Below are 15,148 nucleotides of genomic sequence, written 5' to 3' on the forward strand. Positions count from 1 at the left end.
CCATGGTGCGGACGACGGGCAAGCGCTGGATGCCGGTGCTGCTGCTGTTCCTGGCAGGCCTGCTCGTCGTCCTGCAGTCGATGCTCTGGACCGGTGAGGGCGGTCGCGAGGCGGTGTCCGGGCTGCAGCAGCAGGTCGAGCGGCAGACCCACGACAACGCCTCGCGCGAGCAGCGCAACGCCGCGTTGTCGGCGGAGGTCGCCGACCTCAAGAACCTCGCGTCGGGCGGTGAGGCCGTCGAGGAGCGCGCGCGCAGCGAGCTGGGCATGATCAAGCCCGGCGAGGTGTTCTACCGCGTGGTCGAACCCGATGGGACGGAGGCGCCGGACGCAGCCGCGCCCGTGGACACCCCCGCGCCATGAACGACGCGGTCTGGGCCATCGTGCCCGCGGCCGGACGCGGCAGCCGCTTTGGCGGCGATCGTCCCAAGCAATACCTTGAAGTGGCGGGTCGGACGCTGCTCGAGCATGCGCTCGATGCCCTGCTGGCGCACCCCCGGGTGGCGGGGGCGGTCGTCGCCCTGTCCGCCGACGATGCGCACTGGCAGGGCGGCGGTGGCCGCCAGGGCAAGCCGGTGCTCACCTGCGTCGGGGGCGAAGAACGCGCGGATTCGGTGCTGGCCGCGCTCGACGCGCTCCCCGATGGCGTCGACGACGCGAGCCTGGTGCTGGTGCACGACGCCGCGCGCCCGAATCTGTGCCTGGACGATCTCGATCGCCTGATCGCCGCCGCGGACGCGCATGCCGACGGCGCCATCCTCGCCGCGCCGGTGCGCGACACCCTCAAGCGCGCGGCGGCCGACGGCAGCATCGCTGGCACCGAACCCCGCGAATCGCTGTGGCGGGCGTTGACGCCGCAGGCATTCCGCCGCGGCGGGCTTGCGGCGGCCCTGCGCGCTGCGCGCGCGGACGGGGTGGCGGTGACCGACGAGGCCATGGCGATCGAACGCATGGGCGGCCGGCCGCGGCTGGTCGAGGGCCGCGAGGACAACCTGAAAGTGACCACGCCGGCGGACCATGCGCTGGTCGAATTCCTGCTGGCGCGCCGCACCCGCGGCACACGGGAAGGGTCGGCCTAGCCGGACTCCCGCATCCCCATTCCCCATTCCCCATTCCCCAACCGCGAGAGAACCCACACATGCGCATCGGCCAGGGATTCGACGTCCATGCCTTCGGCGAGGGTGATCACGTGATGCTCGGCGGCGTCCGCGTGCCGCACGATCGTGGCGTGCTTGCCCACTCCGACGGCGACGTGGTCCTGCATGCCCTGTGCGACGCGATGCTCGGCGCGCTGGCGCTGGGCGACATCGGCCAGCATTTCCCGCCGTCGGACGCGCGCTGGAAGGATGCCGACAGCCTGGATTTCCTGCGCCACTGCGATGCCTTGCTGCGCGAACTTGGCTGGATGGTCGGCAATGCCGACATCACCGTCGTCTGCGAGCGGCCCAAGGTGGGCCCGCATGCCGCCGCGATGCGCGAAGCGATCGCCGGCGTGCTCGGTGTGATGATGGACGACGTCAGCATCAAGGCCACGACCACCGAAACCCTGGGCTTCACCGGCCGGCGCGAGGGCATCGCCGCGCAGGCCATCGTCCTGCTGCGGACGCTCTGAGGCGGTGATGGACGACGCCTCCGCCCCGCGTACGGCCGAGCTGCCCCGTGCCCACGGCCGCGCCGTGCTGGCGGCCGACCTGCGCAGCGCGCCGGAAGACTTCTTCGTCGAGGAACTGCCCGGTTTCGAGCCCAGTGGATCGGGCGAGCACCTGTTGCTGACGCTCGAGAAGCGCGGCATGAACACCGCCTTCGTTGCGCGCCGCCTGGCCGACTGGGCGGGCGTCGACGAACGCGGCATCGGCTATGCCGGCCTGAAGGACCGGCATGCGGTGACGCGGCAGCGCTTCAGCATCCATCTGCCCGGACGCGGGGATCCGCCGCTCGAGTCGCTGGCGATCGATGGGGACGAGGGCGAGTTGCTGAAGGTGCTCGAGTCCACCCGGCATGCCCGCAAGCTGCCCCGCGGCGCGCTCGCCGGCAACCGCTTCGTCTTGCGCCTGCGTGGCGTCCGTGGCGATCGCGAAGCGGTGGAGTCGCGTCTGCGCGACATCGCCGACCGGGGGGTGCCCAACTATTTCGGCGAGCAGCGTTTCGGTCGCGGCGGTGGCAACCTGCACGCCGCGCTGGCGATGTTCGGTGGGAAGCGGGTGGGGCGCGAACAGCGAAGCCACCTGTTGTCGGCCGCGCGCTCGCACCTGTTCAACCGTGTGCTGGCCGCGCGCGTCATCGACGGCAGCTGGGACCGGGGCGTGGAGGGCGAGGCCTGGATGCTCGACGGCAGCCGCAGCGTCTTCGGGCCCGAGCCCTGGAGCGATGCCCTGGCCGAACGCCTGGCCCGCTTCGACATCCATCCCAGCGGTCCGCTCTGGGGCCAGGGCGAGCCGCGCAGTGCCGGCGAAGCCCGCCGGATCGAGTTCGACGCACTCGCCGCGCCGCCGGGCGAGGCCCTGAAGGCGGGGCTCGAGGGCGCCGGCCTCAAACAGGAGCGTCGGGCGCTGCGGCTCCGGCCCGCCGCCCTGCAATGGCAGTGGCCGGATGACGACGCGCTGGAGCTGCGCTTCGAGTTGCCGCCCGGCGCCTATGCCACGGTCGTGCTGGCCGAACTGGGTGAGATCCGCGACGTCGCCGCCCACTCCCGCGACTGACCGTCCGTCGGAGCCGTGGAAACCGGCACTGGAAGTCCCCCCGGCAGGGGTATATGCATGAATGGCAGGCCCGGCACGGGGTCGGGCCCGGGGCGCGCGAGCGCCCCATCCACCGGAGGTATCGTCATGAACGTCAAGCTCCGTCTCGCCTTGCTTTCATTGCCCCTGCTGGGCCTCTCGGCCTGCGCGAGCGCACCCGCACAGAGGACCGCGCCGGCGCCCGAGCGCTCGTCCAGCAACGCCATGGCCATCGACGAGGAGTACGTCGCCTACGTCGAACGCGTCGCGCGTCGCCGTGGCATCAGCGTGACCTGGGTCCACCAGCCCCGGCCGCAGTTGCCCAGGACCTCCACGGACGAGTGAGGCCAGCCACCGTGCATCGCCTGGCGCTCTTCAGCGACGACCAGGCGGCGCCAGCAGGACCAGCACCGCACCCGTGCCGCCCTGGGCGGCCGGTGCGGAATGAAACCCCAATACGTCGCTCCGGTGCCGCAGCAGCCGGTCGACCAGGTTCTTCAGCACGGGCGCGCCGTCGCCGTGCAGGCCCTTGCCGTGGATCACCCGTACGCAGCCCAGGCCATGGCGGTGGGCGTCGGTGACGAAGGCACGCAACAGGGCTTCGGCGCTGCGCGCGTCCGTCCCATGCAAGTCGAGTTCTTCCTGCGGCGAGATCTCGCCGCGCCGCAGGCGCTGCCATGCGCGAGGGGGCAGGGCGTCGCGGCGGTAGGACAACGGATCGCCCGCCGCGAGGGTGGGCAGGTCCTGGCCACGCCGGAATGCTTCGCGGGCATCGATCTCGTCCAGCTCGGCCATGCGTGCCCGTGGCCGCGGACGCGGGCGCGAGGGCACCGGCGCGGGCGCCTTGATCTCGCGGACCGGCCCGATCGCGTCGCGGAACAGCGCGGCGTCGTCGTCGGTGTCAGGCGTGGAGCCCGGGGGCGGAGGGGCGCGTTTCATGGCGCCAGCGTAGCGCGGCGCCCGCCGGGATCAAGTCGTGCATGGCGTCCGATACGGCGGCCGGAAGCGGGGACGCATCGGCTATCATGGTGGCCCGAGGATCGGGTCCGTCCTTCGATCGGCCCGCCTGCCCCGTCCATGTCCATGCCCGCCGTACCCGGCGGCATCCAAGGGAGTCCATGCGAGTTCTGGTCTCAAACGACGATGGTGTCGACGCCCCCGGCATCCGCTGCCTTGCCGAAGGCCTCAGGGCCGCCGGCCACGAAGTCCTGGTGGTCGCCCCCGACCGCGACCGCTCCGGCGCCAGCAACTCGCTGACCCTCGATGCCCCCATCCGCGTGGTCCAGCTGGACGCGCAGACCTGGCGCGTGCACGGCACCCCCACCGACTGCGTGCACGTGGCGATCACCGGCATGCTCGAGGTCGAGCCCGACATCGTCGTGTCGGGGATCAACAACACCGCCAACATGGGCGACGACGTCATCTACTCCGGTACCGTGGCCGCGGCGATGGAGGGGCGTTTCCTCGGCCTGCCGGCAGTGGCCGTGTCGCTCAACACCGCCGACCACAAAGGCCGGCATTTCGAGACCGCCGCGCGCGCGGCGGCGGAGATCATCGCCCGCCTGGGCGTCGACCCGCTGCCGGCCGACACCATCCTCAACGTGAACGTGCCCGACGTGCCCTGGAGCGAGATCGCCGGGTTCGAGGTGACCCGCCTGGGCAACCGGCACCGTGCCGAGGCCTGCCTGCCGCAGCGCGATCCGCGCGGCCGCCAGTGGTGGTGGATCGGCGCGGCCGGCCCCGAGCAGGATGCCGGCCCCGGCACCGACTTCCACGCCCTGCGCACGGGCCACATCGCGATCACCCCGATCCAGGTCGACCTGACGCGCTACCAGGCGCTGGAGCAGGTCGCCAGCTGGGTCGGTGGCCTGGCAGACACCCTGGACGGGAAGGTCGGGGCATGAGCGTGCGCCTGCGCCTGCAGCCCGAAGCCATCGGCACCGGGATGACCTCCCAGCGCGTGCGCGATCGCCTGGTCCAGCGCCTGCGCGACGAAGGCATCGCCGACGAGCGCGTACTCAATGCCATCCGCACCGTGCCGCGCCACCTGTTCGTCGACGAGGCGCTGGCGACCCGCGCCTACGAGGACACCGCGCTGCCGATCGGCCATGGCCAGACGATCTCCCAGCCCTGGGTGGTCGCGCGGATGACGGAGGCCCTGCTTTCGGCCAATCCCCGCAAGGTCCTGGAGATCGGCACCGGCTCGGGCTACCAGGCCGCCATCCTGGCCGCGCTCGGACTCGAAGTGCATACGGTCGAGCGCATCGGGGAGCTGTTGCGCGTCGCGCGCAAGCGTTTCCGTTCGCTCGGCCTCAACATCCGCAGCAAGCACGATGACGGACGCATCGGCTGGCCCGAGAACGGCCCCTTCGACGCCATCATCGTGACCGCCGCCGCACCGGCCCTGGTCGACGCGCTGGGCGACCAGCTGGCGACCGGTGGCGTGCTGATCGCCCCTGTCGGCGGGGCCTCGTCGCAGTCGCTGGTGCTGCTCCACAAGCAGGCCGACGGCAGCCTCCGCCAGCAGGATCTCGGTGCGGTCGTGTTCGTGCCGCTGCTGTCGGGGATGATCGATTGAACCGCGTGCCGCGACCCGCGCCGCGCCACGCCTCCCTCCCCATGTTCCCGTCGCGCCCCGCGCGCGCGAGGCTGACCCGATGAAGCTGTTCGGCCCCCTGTACGACCGCTGCCTCGCCTGGGCCGCCCACCGCCACGCGCCGCGCTACCTGGCCGCCCTGAGCTTCGCCGAGTCGGTGGTCTTCCCGGTGCCGCCGGACGTCATGCTCGCGCCGATGGCGCTGTCGACGCCGCAGCGGTGGTACCGGCTGGCGGCGATCTGCACGCTCGCCTCCGTCATCGGGGGCCTCATGGGGTACGCGCTGGGGCACTTCGCCCTGGATGCGATCTGGCCGTGGATGGTCGAGCTGGGCTGGGATGGCGCCTTCGACAAGGTCCAGGCGTGGTTCGCCGAGTACGGCTTCTGGATCGTCTTCGTCGCCGCGTTCACGCCGATCCCGTACAAGGTGTTCACGATCGCGTCGGGTGCGACCGGCATCGGCCTGATACCTTTCCTGCTGGGTTCGGCGATCGGACGGGGCGCGCGCTTCTTCCTCGTCGCCGGCCTGGTCGCCTGGGGCGGCGCACGCCTGGAGCAGGCGCTGCGTCGCTACATCGAACTGCTGGGCTGGATGGTCGCCGTGCTGGTGATCGTCGCGGTGGCCTGGCTGGAACTGCGCGGCTGAGCGCGTGTCCAACGCGGGGAAACGGCGCGTGTCGCCCCTCACCCCCATCATCAAGGAGGCCAAGAATCGGCGTATGAGCACGACTTACCGCACATTTGCCACCGGCATGCTGGCGCTCGCACTGGCCGCATGCTCCAGCTCGGTCGTCCGTGAGGGCGGGTCGGGCAGTGGCCCCGTGACCAGCTCCCGGGCCAAGCCCGGTGCGACGGTGGTCGTGAAGCGGGGCGACAACCTCTACAGGATCGCGACCGACAACGGCATCACCCTGCGCGACCTCGCCGCCTGGAACGGCATCCCGTCGCCCTACACGATCCATCCTGGCCAGCGGATCCGCCTGTATCCGTCCGCCGGGAACACCTCGGCGCCGGGCGGCCGCACGACCGCGAGCACGTCGCCGCGAACCGGCAGTTCAACGCCGCCGACGCGGCCTTCGACGCCCGCGCCCCCGCCGGTCGCCAGCGGCCTGTCCTGGCGTTGGCCCGCCGACGGCGAGCTGATCGGGCGCTTCGCCGGCGGTGATCCCACGAAGCAGGGCATCGACATCGCCGGCAAGAGCGGCGCGCCCGTGCGCGCGGCCAGCGACGGCGTGGTCGTGTATTCGGGTTCGGGCCTTGTCGGCTATGGCGAACTGATCATCATCAAGCACAACGACCAGTGGCTGTCGGCCTACGGCCACAACCGCAATCGCCTGGTGAACGAGGGCGCGGTGGTCAAGTCCGGCCAGCAGATCGCCGAGATGGGGCGCAGCGGTGCGGCGCGCGACATGCTGCATTTCGAGGTGCGCTACAACGGCAAGCCGGTCGACCCGCTGTCCTACCTGCCACGGCGCTAGGCCGCAGCCGGCGAAGCGTGGTTCGGCGTAGCCCGGCGAGCGAAGCGCACCCGGGGCCCCGGTAAGGCAAAGGCTGGATCCCAGCGTTCGCTGGGATGACGGTTCGTGTGGGTTGCCAGTCTGGGCTTGGCTGCGGTGTCGTCGTAGGGTGGGTGGAGCCGAAGGCGAAACCCACCGTCGCGTTCTCGCATGCATGGTGAATGATGGGTTTTGCTTCGCGCAACCCATCCCACGGAGCTGCCTCTCGCACCGCTTCGTAGGGTGGGTAGAGCCGAAGGCGAAACCCGCCGTCGCGGGATTCCATGCACGACGGACGATGTGCACGACGGACGATGGGTTTTGCTTCGCGCAACCCTTCCCACGGAGCTGGAAAAGCGTACTGCACGGGAGACGGATCCCACCCCGGCGTCCCGGCGCCGCGCCCACCGAGCGGGCGGGAACGCGCCCGCCAAGGCCTCAACCGGCGAGGATGAACCCCGCGACCACGCGACGGCCTTCGCTCGCGAGCACGTTGAACGTGCGGGCGGCGGCGTCGTTGGACATGGCTTCCAGGCCGATGCCGCGGGTCAGGCAGGCGGCCATCACCGCCGGGGGCGGAAAGGCCTGGGTGGCGCCGGTGCCGAGCAGGACCACTTCCGGGTCCAGGGCCAGCACGGGATCCAGGGATGCCGGGGTCAGCGCGCCGACGTGCGTGGCCGTCCAATCCTCGAGCAGCCGGTCGGGCGCGAGGATGAAGCTCCGGGCCAGGACCCGTTCGTTGACCCGTGCGAGGGCGCCGTCGGCGCCGCGCATCGTGAAGGCGTGGTCGGACTGTTCCAGGTTAAGGGGCATCGTCGCCGGTTCGCCTCCGCCGGGTTCAGGCGCGGGGCAGGACGATCTGCCGCTTGTCCTTGCTCTGCCGGTAGAGGACCGCCGTATGGCCGATCCGCTGGACCAGGGCGGCGTCGGTGCGCTCGGCCAGGGCCTCGATCATCGCGTCGCGGGCCTCGCGGTCCTCGGCCCCGACCTTCACCTTGATCAGCTCGTGGTGTTCGAGGGCGTTGTCGATCTCGGCCACAAGCGCGTCGGTGATGCCCTTGCCCCCCACCTGGAGCATGGCTTTCAGGCCATGGGCCTGGCCGCGCAGGAAGCGGGTCTGGGCGGCGGTGAGCAGGGTCGGCATGGGGTCACGTGAACGGGCAGTCTGGGGCGCTCAGGGTATCATGGCGGCCTGATTCCCGACCTGAAGGACAGGGCTTCCCCCGCGCCCATGGCCACCCGCAGCAAAAGCAGCCAACGCTGGCTGAAGGAACATTTCTCCGACCCCTTCGTGAAGAAGGCCCAGTCCGAGGGCATGCGTTCGCGCGCGGCCTACAAGCTCGAGGAAGTCGTCGCCCGCGACCGCCTGCTCAAGCCGGACATGACCGTGGTCGACCTGGGCGCGGCCCCCGGCGGCTGGTCGCAGTGGGTCCGCCAGGAGCTGGACCGGATCGACGCCCGGCGCCCCGGCCGGGTCATCGCCCTGGACATCCTGGAGATGCCGCCGCTGGCGGGCGTGGAGTTCCTTCATGGGGATTTCAGGGAGGATGGCGTCTTATCGGAACTGGTGGCTTCGCTGGGGGGCAAGCCGGTGGACCTTGTGCTCTCGGATATGGCCCCCAATAAGAGCGGTGTGGATGCGGTCGACATGCCCCGCGCGATGTACCTGGCGGAGCTGGCCATGGATTTCGCCGACCACCATCTCCGGGTGGGCGGCGCGTTCCTGATCAAGCTGTTCCAGGGCGTGGGTTTCGACGACTATGTGAAGGAGCTCAGGCGGCGATATGACAAGGTGGTCATCCGCAAGCCGGCGGCCTCGCGCAAACGCTCGCCCGAAGTCTATGCACTGGCACAGGGCAAGCGCGCGTCGATCAAGTAAGGTGTGGTCGGGGGCTGCTTTTCGCGGCTGCCCGGATGGTCCCATCGCCCCGGACGCATGTCGCGCCGGGCGGCAACAGGTAGGCAAATGAACGACTTGGCCAAGAATCTTCTGCTCTGGGTGATCGTCGCCGTCGTCTTGATGGTGGTGTTCCAGGCGTTCGGCCCGCGCACCGCGGCGACCGAAAACCTGGCCTATGACCAGTTCGTCCACCAGGTGCAGAACGACCGCGTCGCCAAGGTCAAGATCGACGAGGACCGGACCACGATCACCGGCGAACGCAAGGACGGCAGCAAGTTCACCACCCACAGCCCGGGCGACCAGTACCTGGTCAGCGACCTGCTCGACCACGGCGTGGCGATCGAGCAGGCGCCCCCGGCCAGCGGCATGTCGCTGGGGGTGATCCTGATCAACGTGCTGCCCTGGTTGTTGTTCATCGGCATCTGGATCTATTTCATGCGGCAGATGCAGCAGGGCGGCAGCAAGGGCGCCATGAGCTTCGGCAAGTCGCGCGCCAAGATGCAGGGCGAGAACGAGGTGAAGGTGACCTTCGCCGACGTCGCCGGCTGCGAGGAGGCCAAGGAGGAGGTCGAGGAGCTCGTCGAGTTCCTGCGCGATCCTTCGCGCTTCCAGAAGCTCGGCGGCAAGATCCCGCGCGGCGTGCTGATGGTCGGCCCGCCGGGCACCGGCAAGACCCTGCTGGCGCGAGCGATCGCCGGCGAGGCCAAGGTGCCGTTCTTCAGCATCTCCGGCTCCGATTTCGTCGAGATGTTCGTCGGCGTCGGCGCCAGCCGCGTGCGCGACATGTTCGAGCAGGCCAAGAAGCACGCGCCGTGCATCATCTTCATCGACGAGATCGACGCCGTCGGCCGCCATCGCGGTGCCGGGCTGGGCGGCGGTCACGACGAGCGCGAACAGACCCTCAACCAGCTGCTGGTCGAGATGGACGGCTTCGAGGGCGGCGAGGGCGTGATCGTGATCGCGGCGACCAACCGTCCCGACGTGCTCGACCCGGCGCTGCTGCGCCCGGGCCGCTTCGATCGCCAGGTCGTCGTGGGCCTGCCCGACGTCAAGGGCCGAGAGCAGATCCTGCGCGTGCACATGCGCAAATTGCCGATCGCCGACGACGTCGAGCCGATGACGATCGCCCGCGGCACCCCCGGTTTCTCGGGCGCCGACCTTGCCAACCTGTGCAACGAGGCAGCGCTGTTCGCCGCGCGCGAGAACGCCCGCGAAGTTCGCATGGAGTTCTTCGACAAGGCGCGCGACAAGATCCTGATGGGCGCCGAGCGCCGCTCGATGGCGATGAGCGAGGACGAGAAGAAGCTCACCGCCTACCACGAGGCCGGCCACGCCATCGTCGGCCGCGTCGTGCCCGAGCACGATCCGGTCTACAAGGTCACGATCATTCCCCGTGGCAGGGCCCTGGGCGTGACGATGTACCTCCCGGAGGGCGACAAGTACTCGATGAACCGCGTCGCGATCGAATCGCAGTTGTGTTCGCTCTACGGCGGCCGCGTCGCCGAGGAACTGATCTTCGGCGCCGACAAGGTCACCACGGGCGCGTCGAACGACATCGAGCGTGCGACCAAGATGGCGCGCAACATGGTCACCAAGTGGGGCCTGTCCGACGAAATGGGGCCCATCGCCTACAGCGAGGACGAGGACGAGGTGTTCCTCGGCCGTTCGGTGACCCAGCACAAGAGCGTCTCGGACGAAACCGCGCGCAAGATCGACACCGTCGTACGCGGCATCCTCGACAAGGCCTACGAGGAGACGACCCGTATCCTCAAGGACAACATCGACAAGCTGCACGTGATGGCCGAGGCCCTGCTGCAGTACGAGACGATCGACGCGCACCAGATCAACGAGATCATGGCCGGCCGCGACCCCGGTCCGCCGGCGGACTGGGCCAAGTCGGGCCGGATCTCCAAGGACGATCCCGGCACGCCGCCGCCCGGTACGGTGGTCGGCCCGGCGGCGCAGACCTGAGGGCCCCGCTGCTTCAAGGTGCTTGCCTCGCTCCAACGGAAAGGCCAGAGTTCTTCTCTGGCCTTTTTCTTTGGCCCCGGTGGGGCGGGAGCGGATGCGAATGAAGCAGGGTACGGAGGGCACGGACACGTCGGTTCGCGGCCTGGCAGGCGCGGGCCTTGCGGTCGGCATCGGCTGCGGCCTGGCGATCGGCTCGGCCCTGGGCGTGGCATTGGGCAACGTCGGCCTCGGGATATCCCTGGGCGTGGCGATCGGCGCCGGTCTGGGCATCGTCTTCGCCGCGGCGTTGCGCGCGAAGTCCGCGGGGCGCGGGCGCTGAACATGTTCGACATCGCCCCCCGCCTGGACTGCAACGGCCGCGAACTCGTCCTCGATCGCACGCGGGTCATGGGCATCGTCAACGCCACGCCCGACTCGTTCTCCGACGGCGGCGAGCATGCCGGCGTGGAAGCGGCCGTGGCGCACGGTCTCAGGCTCGTGGAAGAGGGCGCCGACCTGCTCGACATCGGCGGCGAGTCCACACGCCCGGGCGCCGACGAGGTATCGCTCGAAGAGGAGCTGGCGCGCGTGGTGCCGGTCATCGAACGGCTCGCGGCGAAAGTCCCGGTGCCGATCTCCGTCGATACGTCCAAGCCCGGGGTCATGCGCGCCGCGGTGGCCGCGGGCGCGGGAATGATCAACGACGTGTACGCACTCCGCCGCGAGGGCGCGCTGGAGGCCGCGGCCGCGTGCGGGGTGCCCGTCGTGCTGATGCACATGCAGGGCGAGCCGCGCTCGATGCAGTCCGCACCCCGTTACGACGATGTCGTGGCGGACGTGCATCGCTTCCTCGCCGAGCGTGTTTTTTCCGCCGAGATGGCCGGCATCGAGAAGAAGCGCATCATCGTCGACCCGGGCTTCGGCTTCGGCAAGACACTCGAGCACAACCTGGCTTTGCTGGCGCAGTTGCACCGGTTCGGCGAACTCGGCGTACCCGTCCTGGCAGGCCTGTCGCGAAAACGGTCGATCGGCGACCTGACGGGCCGCGAGGCGCCGCGCGATCGCGTCCACGGCTCGGTGGCCGCCCACCTGCTGGCGGCGCAACGCGGCGCACGCATCGTGCGCGTGCACGACGTGGCCGCGACGGTGGATGCGCTGAAGGTCTGGGCCGCGGTCGACGCGCTGCCGATGCCGCGCACGCCTGCTGGCGCGGCGATGCCCGCGTGGCCCGACGAGGATTGACATCCGGCCACCAGGCATGCCGCTCGGCGCCCTCGTACAGCTGCATGAACAGGTGGTCAAAAAATCGCCATGCAAGCGATGGGCCCCGCGGCTGCGGCGTCTCGCGGGGTTGTCCACAGGTTCGTCCGTGCCCTTGTCCACAGGCTCTGTGAACAACCCGGGCTGAACGAAAACCGCATCTGCGTTAGGCTGGTCCATTCGCGCGTCGCCTGCGGCGGCGCCCATCCGCTTCAAGTCACGGGGGAACCTGTTGCCTATGACAGCCAGCACGCCGCTACTGGTTACGTTCTCGATCTACCTCGCCGCCGTCGTCCTGATCGGCTTCGTCGCGTGGAAATCGACCAAGAATTTCGACGATTACATCCTCGGCGGCCGTTCGCTCGGTCCGTTCGTGGTCGCGCTCGCGGCCGGTGCCTCCGACATGAGCGGCTGGTTGCTGATGGGCCTGCCCGGCGCGATGTACCTGGGCGGGGTGTCGGAGGGCTGGATCGCCTTCGGCCTGGTCCTGGGCGCCTGGATCAACTGGAAATACATCGCCGGTCCGTTGCGCGTGTACACCGAGCGCACCGGCAACGCGCTGACGATCCCCGATTACTTCACCCACCGCTTCCAGGACCGCGACCGCATCCTGCGCGTCCTGTCGGCGCTGGTGATCCTGGTGTTCTTCGCCGTCTACTGCGCCTCGGGCGTGGTCGCCGGCGCGCGCCTGTTCGAGTCTGTCTTCGGGCTGCCCTACAACCAGGCCCTGTGGTGGGGCGCGGGCGCCACGATCCTGTACACACTGGTGGGCGGCTTCCTGGCGGTCAGCTGGACGGACACCCTACAGGCGACGCTGATGTTCTTCGCCCTGCTGCTGACGCCGGTGATCGTGATCATGACCAACGGTGGCTACGAGGCGAGCATGGCGCTGATCCGCCAGGCCGATCCGGGCAACCTCGACTGGTTCCGAGGGGGCGAGCTGGGCTTCATCGGCATCGTCTCGCTGCTTGCATGGGGCCTGGGCTACTTCGGCCAGCCGCACATCCTCGCGCGCTTCATGGCGGCCGACAGCGTCCACACCATCCCCCCTGCGCGCCGCATCGGCATGGCCTGGATGATCCTCTGCCTGGCCGGTTCGCTGGCCGTGGGCTTCTTCGCGATCGCCTACTTCGCCGCCAATCCGGGGCAGGCCGCGGGCGTGGACGAGAACTCCGAGCGCGTCTTCATCGAACTGGCCAACCTTCTGTTCAACCCCTGGGTGGCCGGCGTGCTGCTCTCGGCGATCCTCGCCGCGGTGATGAGCACGCTGTCTTGCCAGCTGCTGGTGTGTTCCAGCGTCATGACCGAGGACTTCTACCGCGGCTTCATCCGCAATGGCGCCAGCCAGCGCGAGCTGGTCTGGGTGGGGCGCATCTCGGTCGGCCTGATCGCCCTGCTGGCCCTGTGGCTGGCGCGCGATCCCGACAGTCGCGTGCTCGGCCTGGTGAGCTATGCCTGGGCGGGTTTCGGCGCCGCGTTCGGCCCCGTGGTCCTGCTGTCGCTGTTCTGGGAGCGCATGACGCGCAACGGTGCGCTCGCCGGCATCGTGCTGGGCGCCGGCACGGTCATCGCGTGGAAGCAGGTCGCCGTGCAGCAGTTCGGGTCGGGCCTGTACGAAATGGTGCCGGGCTTCATCGTCGCCACGCTGGGCATCGTCGTGGTGAGCCTGCTGGACCGCAAGGGACCCAGTGATGAAATGAAGGCGACCCACCAGCAGGTCCGCGCCTCGCTGCGCGAAACCGGCTACTGACGGACGACGCCGGGGCACGCTCGGGATGGACGACATGGCGGCGGGCGCGGTCTCCCCGGGCGACAACCGCCCGCTCGCCATCGCCCTGATGGGGCCGACCGCCTCGGGCAAGACCGCGCTCGCGCTCGAATGGGCCGAGCGCCTGGGCGGCGAGGTGGTCAGCGTCGACTCGGCGCTGGTCTATCGCCACCTGGACATCGGTTCGGCCAAGCCCTCGGCGGCCGAGCAGGCGCGGGTCCCGCACCACCTGCTCGACCTGCGCGAGCCCTGGCAACCCTATTCGGCCGCGGAGTTCGCCGTCGACGCGCGCCGCGCCATGGACGAGATCCATGCGCGCGGGCGCCTGCCGATCCTGGCGGGCGGCACCGGTCTTTACTTCCAGGCCCTGCTTCGCGGACTGTCGCCGATGCCCGAGGCCGACCCCGCCATGCGCGCGGCGATCGAGGCCGAAGCCGCGGAGCACGGCTGGCATGCACTCCACGCCGACCTGGGCCGGATCGATCCGGCCGCCGCCGCGCGCATCCATGCCACCGATGCCCAGCGCATCCAGCGCGCGCTCGAAGTCTGGCGCCTGTCCGGCCGCGCCATCAGCGACTGGCAGCGCGAGCGGTCACCGCGATTGCCCTACCGCGTGCTGAGGCTGGTGCTGTCGCCGCCCGACCGTGCCGTGCTCCACGCGCGCATCGCGCGCCGCTTCGACGCGATGATCGCGGCGGGTTTCCTGGACGAGGTGAGGGCCCTGCGTGAGCTGCCGGGCCTGCAGGCGCACCCGGCGCCGCTCGAGCTGCCGGCCATCCGGGCCGTCGGTTACCGGCAGGCCTGGGAGTACCTGGACGGGGAGGGCGACATGGCGGCGTTCCGCGACCGCGGCATCTTCGCCACCCGCCAGCTGGCCAAGCGTCAGATCACCTGGCTGCGCAGCCAGCTCGACGCCCGCTGGTTCGACCCCGGGCATGATCGCGAGCGCCTCGAGACCGCCCTGCGCCTGTTCATGCCGGCCTGAGGCCATGCCCGGCTTGCCGGGATCCGGACTTTTCGATAAATCCAGTGCCAGTCACGCCGCGCGGCGCCGGACTTGCGTTACCATCGGCCGGTCGCCGCCATGGGGAGCGTGACCGGCGACGGGCCCCGCCTGGCGGGCGTGCCCTCCTATAACTAGAACTTTGCTGGGGAAAACTTGATGTCCAAGGGACAGTCTTTGCAGGATCCATTCCTGAATGCACTTCGACGCGAGCGCGTGCCGGTATCGGTCTACCTGGTCAACGGCATCAAGCTGCAGGGCACCATCGAATCGTTCGACCAGTTCGTCGTGCTGTTGCGCAACACCGTCAGCCAGATGGTCTACAAGCATGCGATCTCCACGGTCGTGCCCGCCCGCAACGTGCGCGTCGGCCCCGGTGGCGGCTACGTCCAGACAGGGCAGGGCGAGGGCGGCAATGGCGGCGTCTCGGTGGACGACGACGAGAACGAATGAGTCCGG

The 15,148-nt window shown here is 69.9% G+C and carries 19 protein-coding genes; 16 read left to right on the top strand and 3 right to left on the bottom strand.

The window, feature by feature from the left end; genetic code table 11:
* Window positions 1–2 precede the first annotated feature (2 nt).
* The 5 genes from ftsB (at window position 3) to FKV25_RS08940 (ending at window position 3,061) form a co-directional block, all read left to right on the top strand.
* A complete protein-coding gene (gene ftsB / locus FKV25_RS08920; RefSeq protein WP_281286222.1) occupies window positions 3–362 on the top strand; it encodes a cell division protein FtsB in 360 nt (119 codons plus the stop codon).
* Window positions 359–1,078, top strand: coding sequence for a 2-C-methyl-D-erythritol 4-phosphate cytidylyltransferase (gene ispD / locus FKV25_RS08925; RefSeq protein ID WP_141518440.1), 720 nt, complete (start codon window positions 359–361; stop codon window positions 1,076–1,078). Before ftsB ends, ispD begins: the two co-directional genes overlap by 4 nt.
* 59 nt (window positions 1,079–1,137) lie before the next feature.
* Window positions 1,138–1,611, top strand: coding sequence for a 2-C-methyl-D-erythritol 2,4-cyclodiphosphate synthase (gene ispF / locus FKV25_RS08930; RefSeq protein WP_141518441.1), 474 nt, complete (start codon window positions 1,138–1,140; stop codon window positions 1,609–1,611).
* A 7-nt stretch (window positions 1,612–1,618) separates the two neighbouring features.
* Window positions 1,619–2,698, top strand: coding sequence for a tRNA pseudouridine(13) synthase TruD (gene truD / locus FKV25_RS08935; RefSeq protein ID WP_141518442.1), 1,080 nt, complete (start codon window positions 1,619–1,621; stop codon window positions 2,696–2,698).
* Window positions 2,699–2,824: 126 nt separating this feature from the next.
* Complete coding sequence (locus tag FKV25_RS08940) at window positions 2,825–3,061, top strand: hypothetical protein (protein ID WP_141518443.1); 237 nt, start codon at window positions 2,825–2,827, stop codon at window positions 3,059–3,061.
* A gap of 30 nt (window positions 3,062–3,091) precedes the next feature.
* On the opposite strand, the gene FKV25_RS08945 is transcribed toward FKV25_RS08940, so the two are convergent.
* Window positions 3,092–3,655, bottom strand: a complete 564-nt coding sequence (locus tag FKV25_RS08945; RefSeq protein ID WP_141518444.1) for a Smr/MutS family protein — start codon at window positions 3,653–3,655, stop codon at window positions 3,092–3,094.
* Window positions 3,656–3,834: 179 nt separating this feature from the next.
* Between FKV25_RS08945 and surE the strand changes: the two genes are divergently transcribed.
* The 4 genes from surE to FKV25_RS08965 all read left to right on the top strand — a co-directional run bounded on the left by surE (window position 3,835) and on the right by FKV25_RS08965 (window position 6,790).
* Complete coding sequence (gene surE / locus FKV25_RS08950) at window positions 3,835–4,620, top strand: 5'/3'-nucleotidase SurE (RefSeq protein ID WP_141518445.1); 786 nt, start codon at window positions 3,835–3,837, stop codon at window positions 4,618–4,620.
* Window positions 4,617–5,294, top strand: a complete 678-nt coding sequence (locus FKV25_RS08955) for a protein-L-isoaspartate(D-aspartate) O-methyltransferase (protein WP_141518446.1) — start codon at window positions 4,617–4,619, stop codon at window positions 5,292–5,294. The genes surE and FKV25_RS08955 overlap by 4 nt, the downstream gene beginning before the upstream one ends.
* 79 nt (window positions 5,295–5,373) lie before the next feature.
* On the top strand, window positions 5,374–5,958 hold the full coding sequence (locus FKV25_RS08960) for a YqaA family protein (protein WP_141518447.1): 585 nt from the start codon (window positions 5,374–5,376) through the stop codon (window positions 5,956–5,958).
* A 73-nt stretch (window positions 5,959–6,031) separates the two neighbouring features.
* Complete coding sequence (locus FKV25_RS08965; RefSeq protein WP_141518448.1) at window positions 6,032–6,790, top strand: peptidoglycan DD-metalloendopeptidase family protein; 759 nt, start codon at window positions 6,032–6,034, stop codon at window positions 6,788–6,790.
* A gap of 456 nt (window positions 6,791–7,246) precedes the next feature.
* Here the strand turns inward: FKV25_RS08965 and FKV25_RS08970 are convergent, their stop codons facing one another.
* Both FKV25_RS08970 and yhbY read right to left on the bottom strand, forming a co-directional pair.
* Window positions 7,247–7,621 carry an Mth938-like domain-containing protein gene (locus tag FKV25_RS08970; protein ID WP_141518449.1) on the bottom strand — a complete coding sequence of 125 codons (375 nt, stop codon included), beginning with the start codon at window positions 7,619–7,621 and terminating at the stop codon, window positions 7,247–7,249.
* A 25-nt stretch (window positions 7,622–7,646) separates the two neighbouring features.
* Window positions 7,647–7,952 carry a ribosome assembly RNA-binding protein YhbY gene (gene yhbY / locus FKV25_RS08975; RefSeq protein WP_141518450.1) on the bottom strand — a complete coding sequence of 102 codons (306 nt, stop codon included), beginning with the start codon at window positions 7,950–7,952 and terminating at the stop codon, window positions 7,647–7,649.
* An 87-nt stretch (window positions 7,953–8,039) separates the two neighbouring features.
* Here yhbY and rlmE point away from each other — a divergent pair, with 87 nt between their 5' ends.
* The 7 genes from rlmE to hfq all read left to right on the top strand — a co-directional run bounded on the left by rlmE (window position 8,040) and on the right by hfq (window position 15,142).
* Window positions 8,040–8,687: a 23S rRNA (uridine(2552)-2'-O)-methyltransferase RlmE gene (rlmE, locus tag FKV25_RS08980; protein ID WP_141518451.1), complete on the top strand. Its 648-nt coding sequence runs from the start codon at window positions 8,040–8,042 to the stop codon at window positions 8,685–8,687.
* A gap of 87 nt (window positions 8,688–8,774) precedes the next feature.
* Complete coding sequence (gene ftsH, locus FKV25_RS08985) at window positions 8,775–10,679, top strand: ATP-dependent zinc metalloprotease FtsH (protein WP_141518452.1); 1,905 nt, start codon at window positions 8,775–8,777, stop codon at window positions 10,677–10,679.
* A 100-nt stretch (window positions 10,680–10,779) separates the two neighbouring features.
* The gene (locus tag FKV25_RS08990; protein ID WP_141518453.1) at window positions 10,780–10,998 is read left to right on the top strand and encodes a hypothetical protein; all 219 of its coding nucleotides are present in this window, start codon (window positions 10,780–10,782) and stop codon (window positions 10,996–10,998) included.
* Between the two features lie 2 nt (window positions 10,999–11,000).
* Complete coding sequence (gene folP / locus FKV25_RS08995) at window positions 11,001–11,900, top strand: dihydropteroate synthase (protein WP_141518454.1); 900 nt, start codon at window positions 11,001–11,003, stop codon at window positions 11,898–11,900.
* 256 nt (window positions 11,901–12,156) lie between these two features.
* Entirely contained in the window at window positions 12,157–13,668 is a 1,512-nt protein-coding gene (putP, locus tag FKV25_RS09000; RefSeq protein ID WP_141518455.1) for a sodium/proline symporter PutP, read from the top strand.
* Window positions 13,669–13,702: 34 nt separating this feature from the next.
* On the top strand, window positions 13,703–14,671 hold the full coding sequence (gene miaA, locus FKV25_RS09005) for a tRNA (adenosine(37)-N6)-dimethylallyltransferase MiaA (protein ID WP_141518456.1): 969 nt from the start codon (window positions 13,703–13,705) through the stop codon (window positions 14,669–14,671).
* 177 nt (window positions 14,672–14,848) lie between these two features.
* Entirely contained in the window at window positions 14,849–15,142 is a 294-nt protein-coding gene (gene hfq / locus FKV25_RS09010; RefSeq protein WP_141518457.1) for an RNA chaperone Hfq, read from the top strand.
* Window positions 15,143–15,148 lie beyond the last annotated feature (6 nt).

Origin of the sequence: Marilutibacter aestuarii (assembly GCF_006546775.1) — a bacterium.
In the GTDB taxonomy this organism is placed as follows: domain Bacteria; phylum Pseudomonadota; class Gammaproteobacteria; order Xanthomonadales; family Xanthomonadaceae; genus Marilutibacter; species Marilutibacter aestuarii.

What these genes read in the sequence shown, in the direction of transcription:
- putP (WP_141518455.1), top strand. Translation starts at nt 12,157, where the DNA reads ATGACAGCCAGCACGCCGCTACTGGTTACGTTCTCGATCTACCTCGCC.
- FKV25_RS08990 (WP_141518453.1), top strand. Translation starts at nt 10,780, where the DNA reads ATGAAGCAGGGTACGGAGGGCACGGACACGTCGGTTCGCGGCCTGGCA.
- ftsH (WP_141518452.1), top strand. Translation starts at nt 8,775, where the DNA reads ATGAACGACTTGGCCAAGAATCTTCTGCTCTGGGTGATCGTCGCCGTC.
- ispF (WP_141518441.1), top strand. Translation starts at nt 1,138, where the DNA reads ATGCGCATCGGCCAGGGATTCGACGTCCATGCCTTCGGCGAGGGTGAT.
- miaA (WP_141518456.1), top strand. Translation starts at nt 13,703, where the DNA reads ATGGCGGCGGGCGCGGTCTCCCCGGGCGACAACCGCCCGCTCGCCATC.
- surE (WP_141518445.1), top strand. Translation starts at nt 3,835, where the DNA reads ATGCGAGTTCTGGTCTCAAACGACGATGGTGTCGACGCCCCCGGCATC.
- ispD (WP_141518440.1), top strand. Translation starts at nt 359, where the DNA reads ATGAACGACGCGGTCTGGGCCATCGTGCCCGCGGCCGGACGCGGCAGC.
- folP (WP_141518454.1), top strand. Translation starts at nt 11,001, where the DNA reads ATGTTCGACATCGCCCCCCGCCTGGACTGCAACGGCCGCGAACTCGTC.
- FKV25_RS08955 (WP_141518446.1), top strand. Translation starts at nt 4,617, where the DNA reads ATGAGCGTGCGCCTGCGCCTGCAGCCCGAAGCCATCGGCACCGGGATG.
- FKV25_RS08970 (WP_141518449.1), bottom strand. Translation starts at nt 7,621, where the DNA reads ATGCCCCTTAACCTGGAACAGTCCGACCACGCCTTCACGATGCGCGGC.
- FKV25_RS08965 (WP_141518448.1), top strand. Translation starts at nt 6,032, where the DNA reads ATGAGCACGACTTACCGCACATTTGCCACCGGCATGCTGGCGCTCGCA.
- FKV25_RS08940 (WP_141518443.1), top strand. Translation starts at nt 2,825, where the DNA reads ATGAACGTCAAGCTCCGTCTCGCCTTGCTTTCATTGCCCCTGCTGGGC.
- FKV25_RS08960 (WP_141518447.1), top strand. Translation starts at nt 5,374, where the DNA reads ATGAAGCTGTTCGGCCCCCTGTACGACCGCTGCCTCGCCTGGGCCGCC.
- yhbY (WP_141518450.1), bottom strand. Translation starts at nt 7,952, where the DNA reads ATGCCGACCCTGCTCACCGCCGCCCAGACCCGCTTCCTGCGCGGCCAG.
- rlmE (WP_141518451.1), top strand. Translation starts at nt 8,040, where the DNA reads ATGGCCACCCGCAGCAAAAGCAGCCAACGCTGGCTGAAGGAACATTTC.
- FKV25_RS08945 (WP_141518444.1), bottom strand. Translation starts at nt 3,655, where the DNA reads ATGAAACGCGCCCCTCCGCCCCCGGGCTCCACGCCTGACACCGACGAC.
- truD (WP_141518442.1), top strand. Translation starts at nt 1,619, where the DNA reads ATGGACGACGCCTCCGCCCCGCGTACGGCCGAGCTGCCCCGTGCCCAC.
- hfq (WP_141518457.1), top strand. Translation starts at nt 14,849, where the DNA reads ATGTCCAAGGGACAGTCTTTGCAGGATCCATTCCTGAATGCACTTCGA.
- ftsB (WP_281286222.1), top strand. Translation starts at nt 3, where the DNA reads ATGGTGCGGACGACGGGCAAGCGCTGGATGCCGGTGCTGCTGCTGTTC.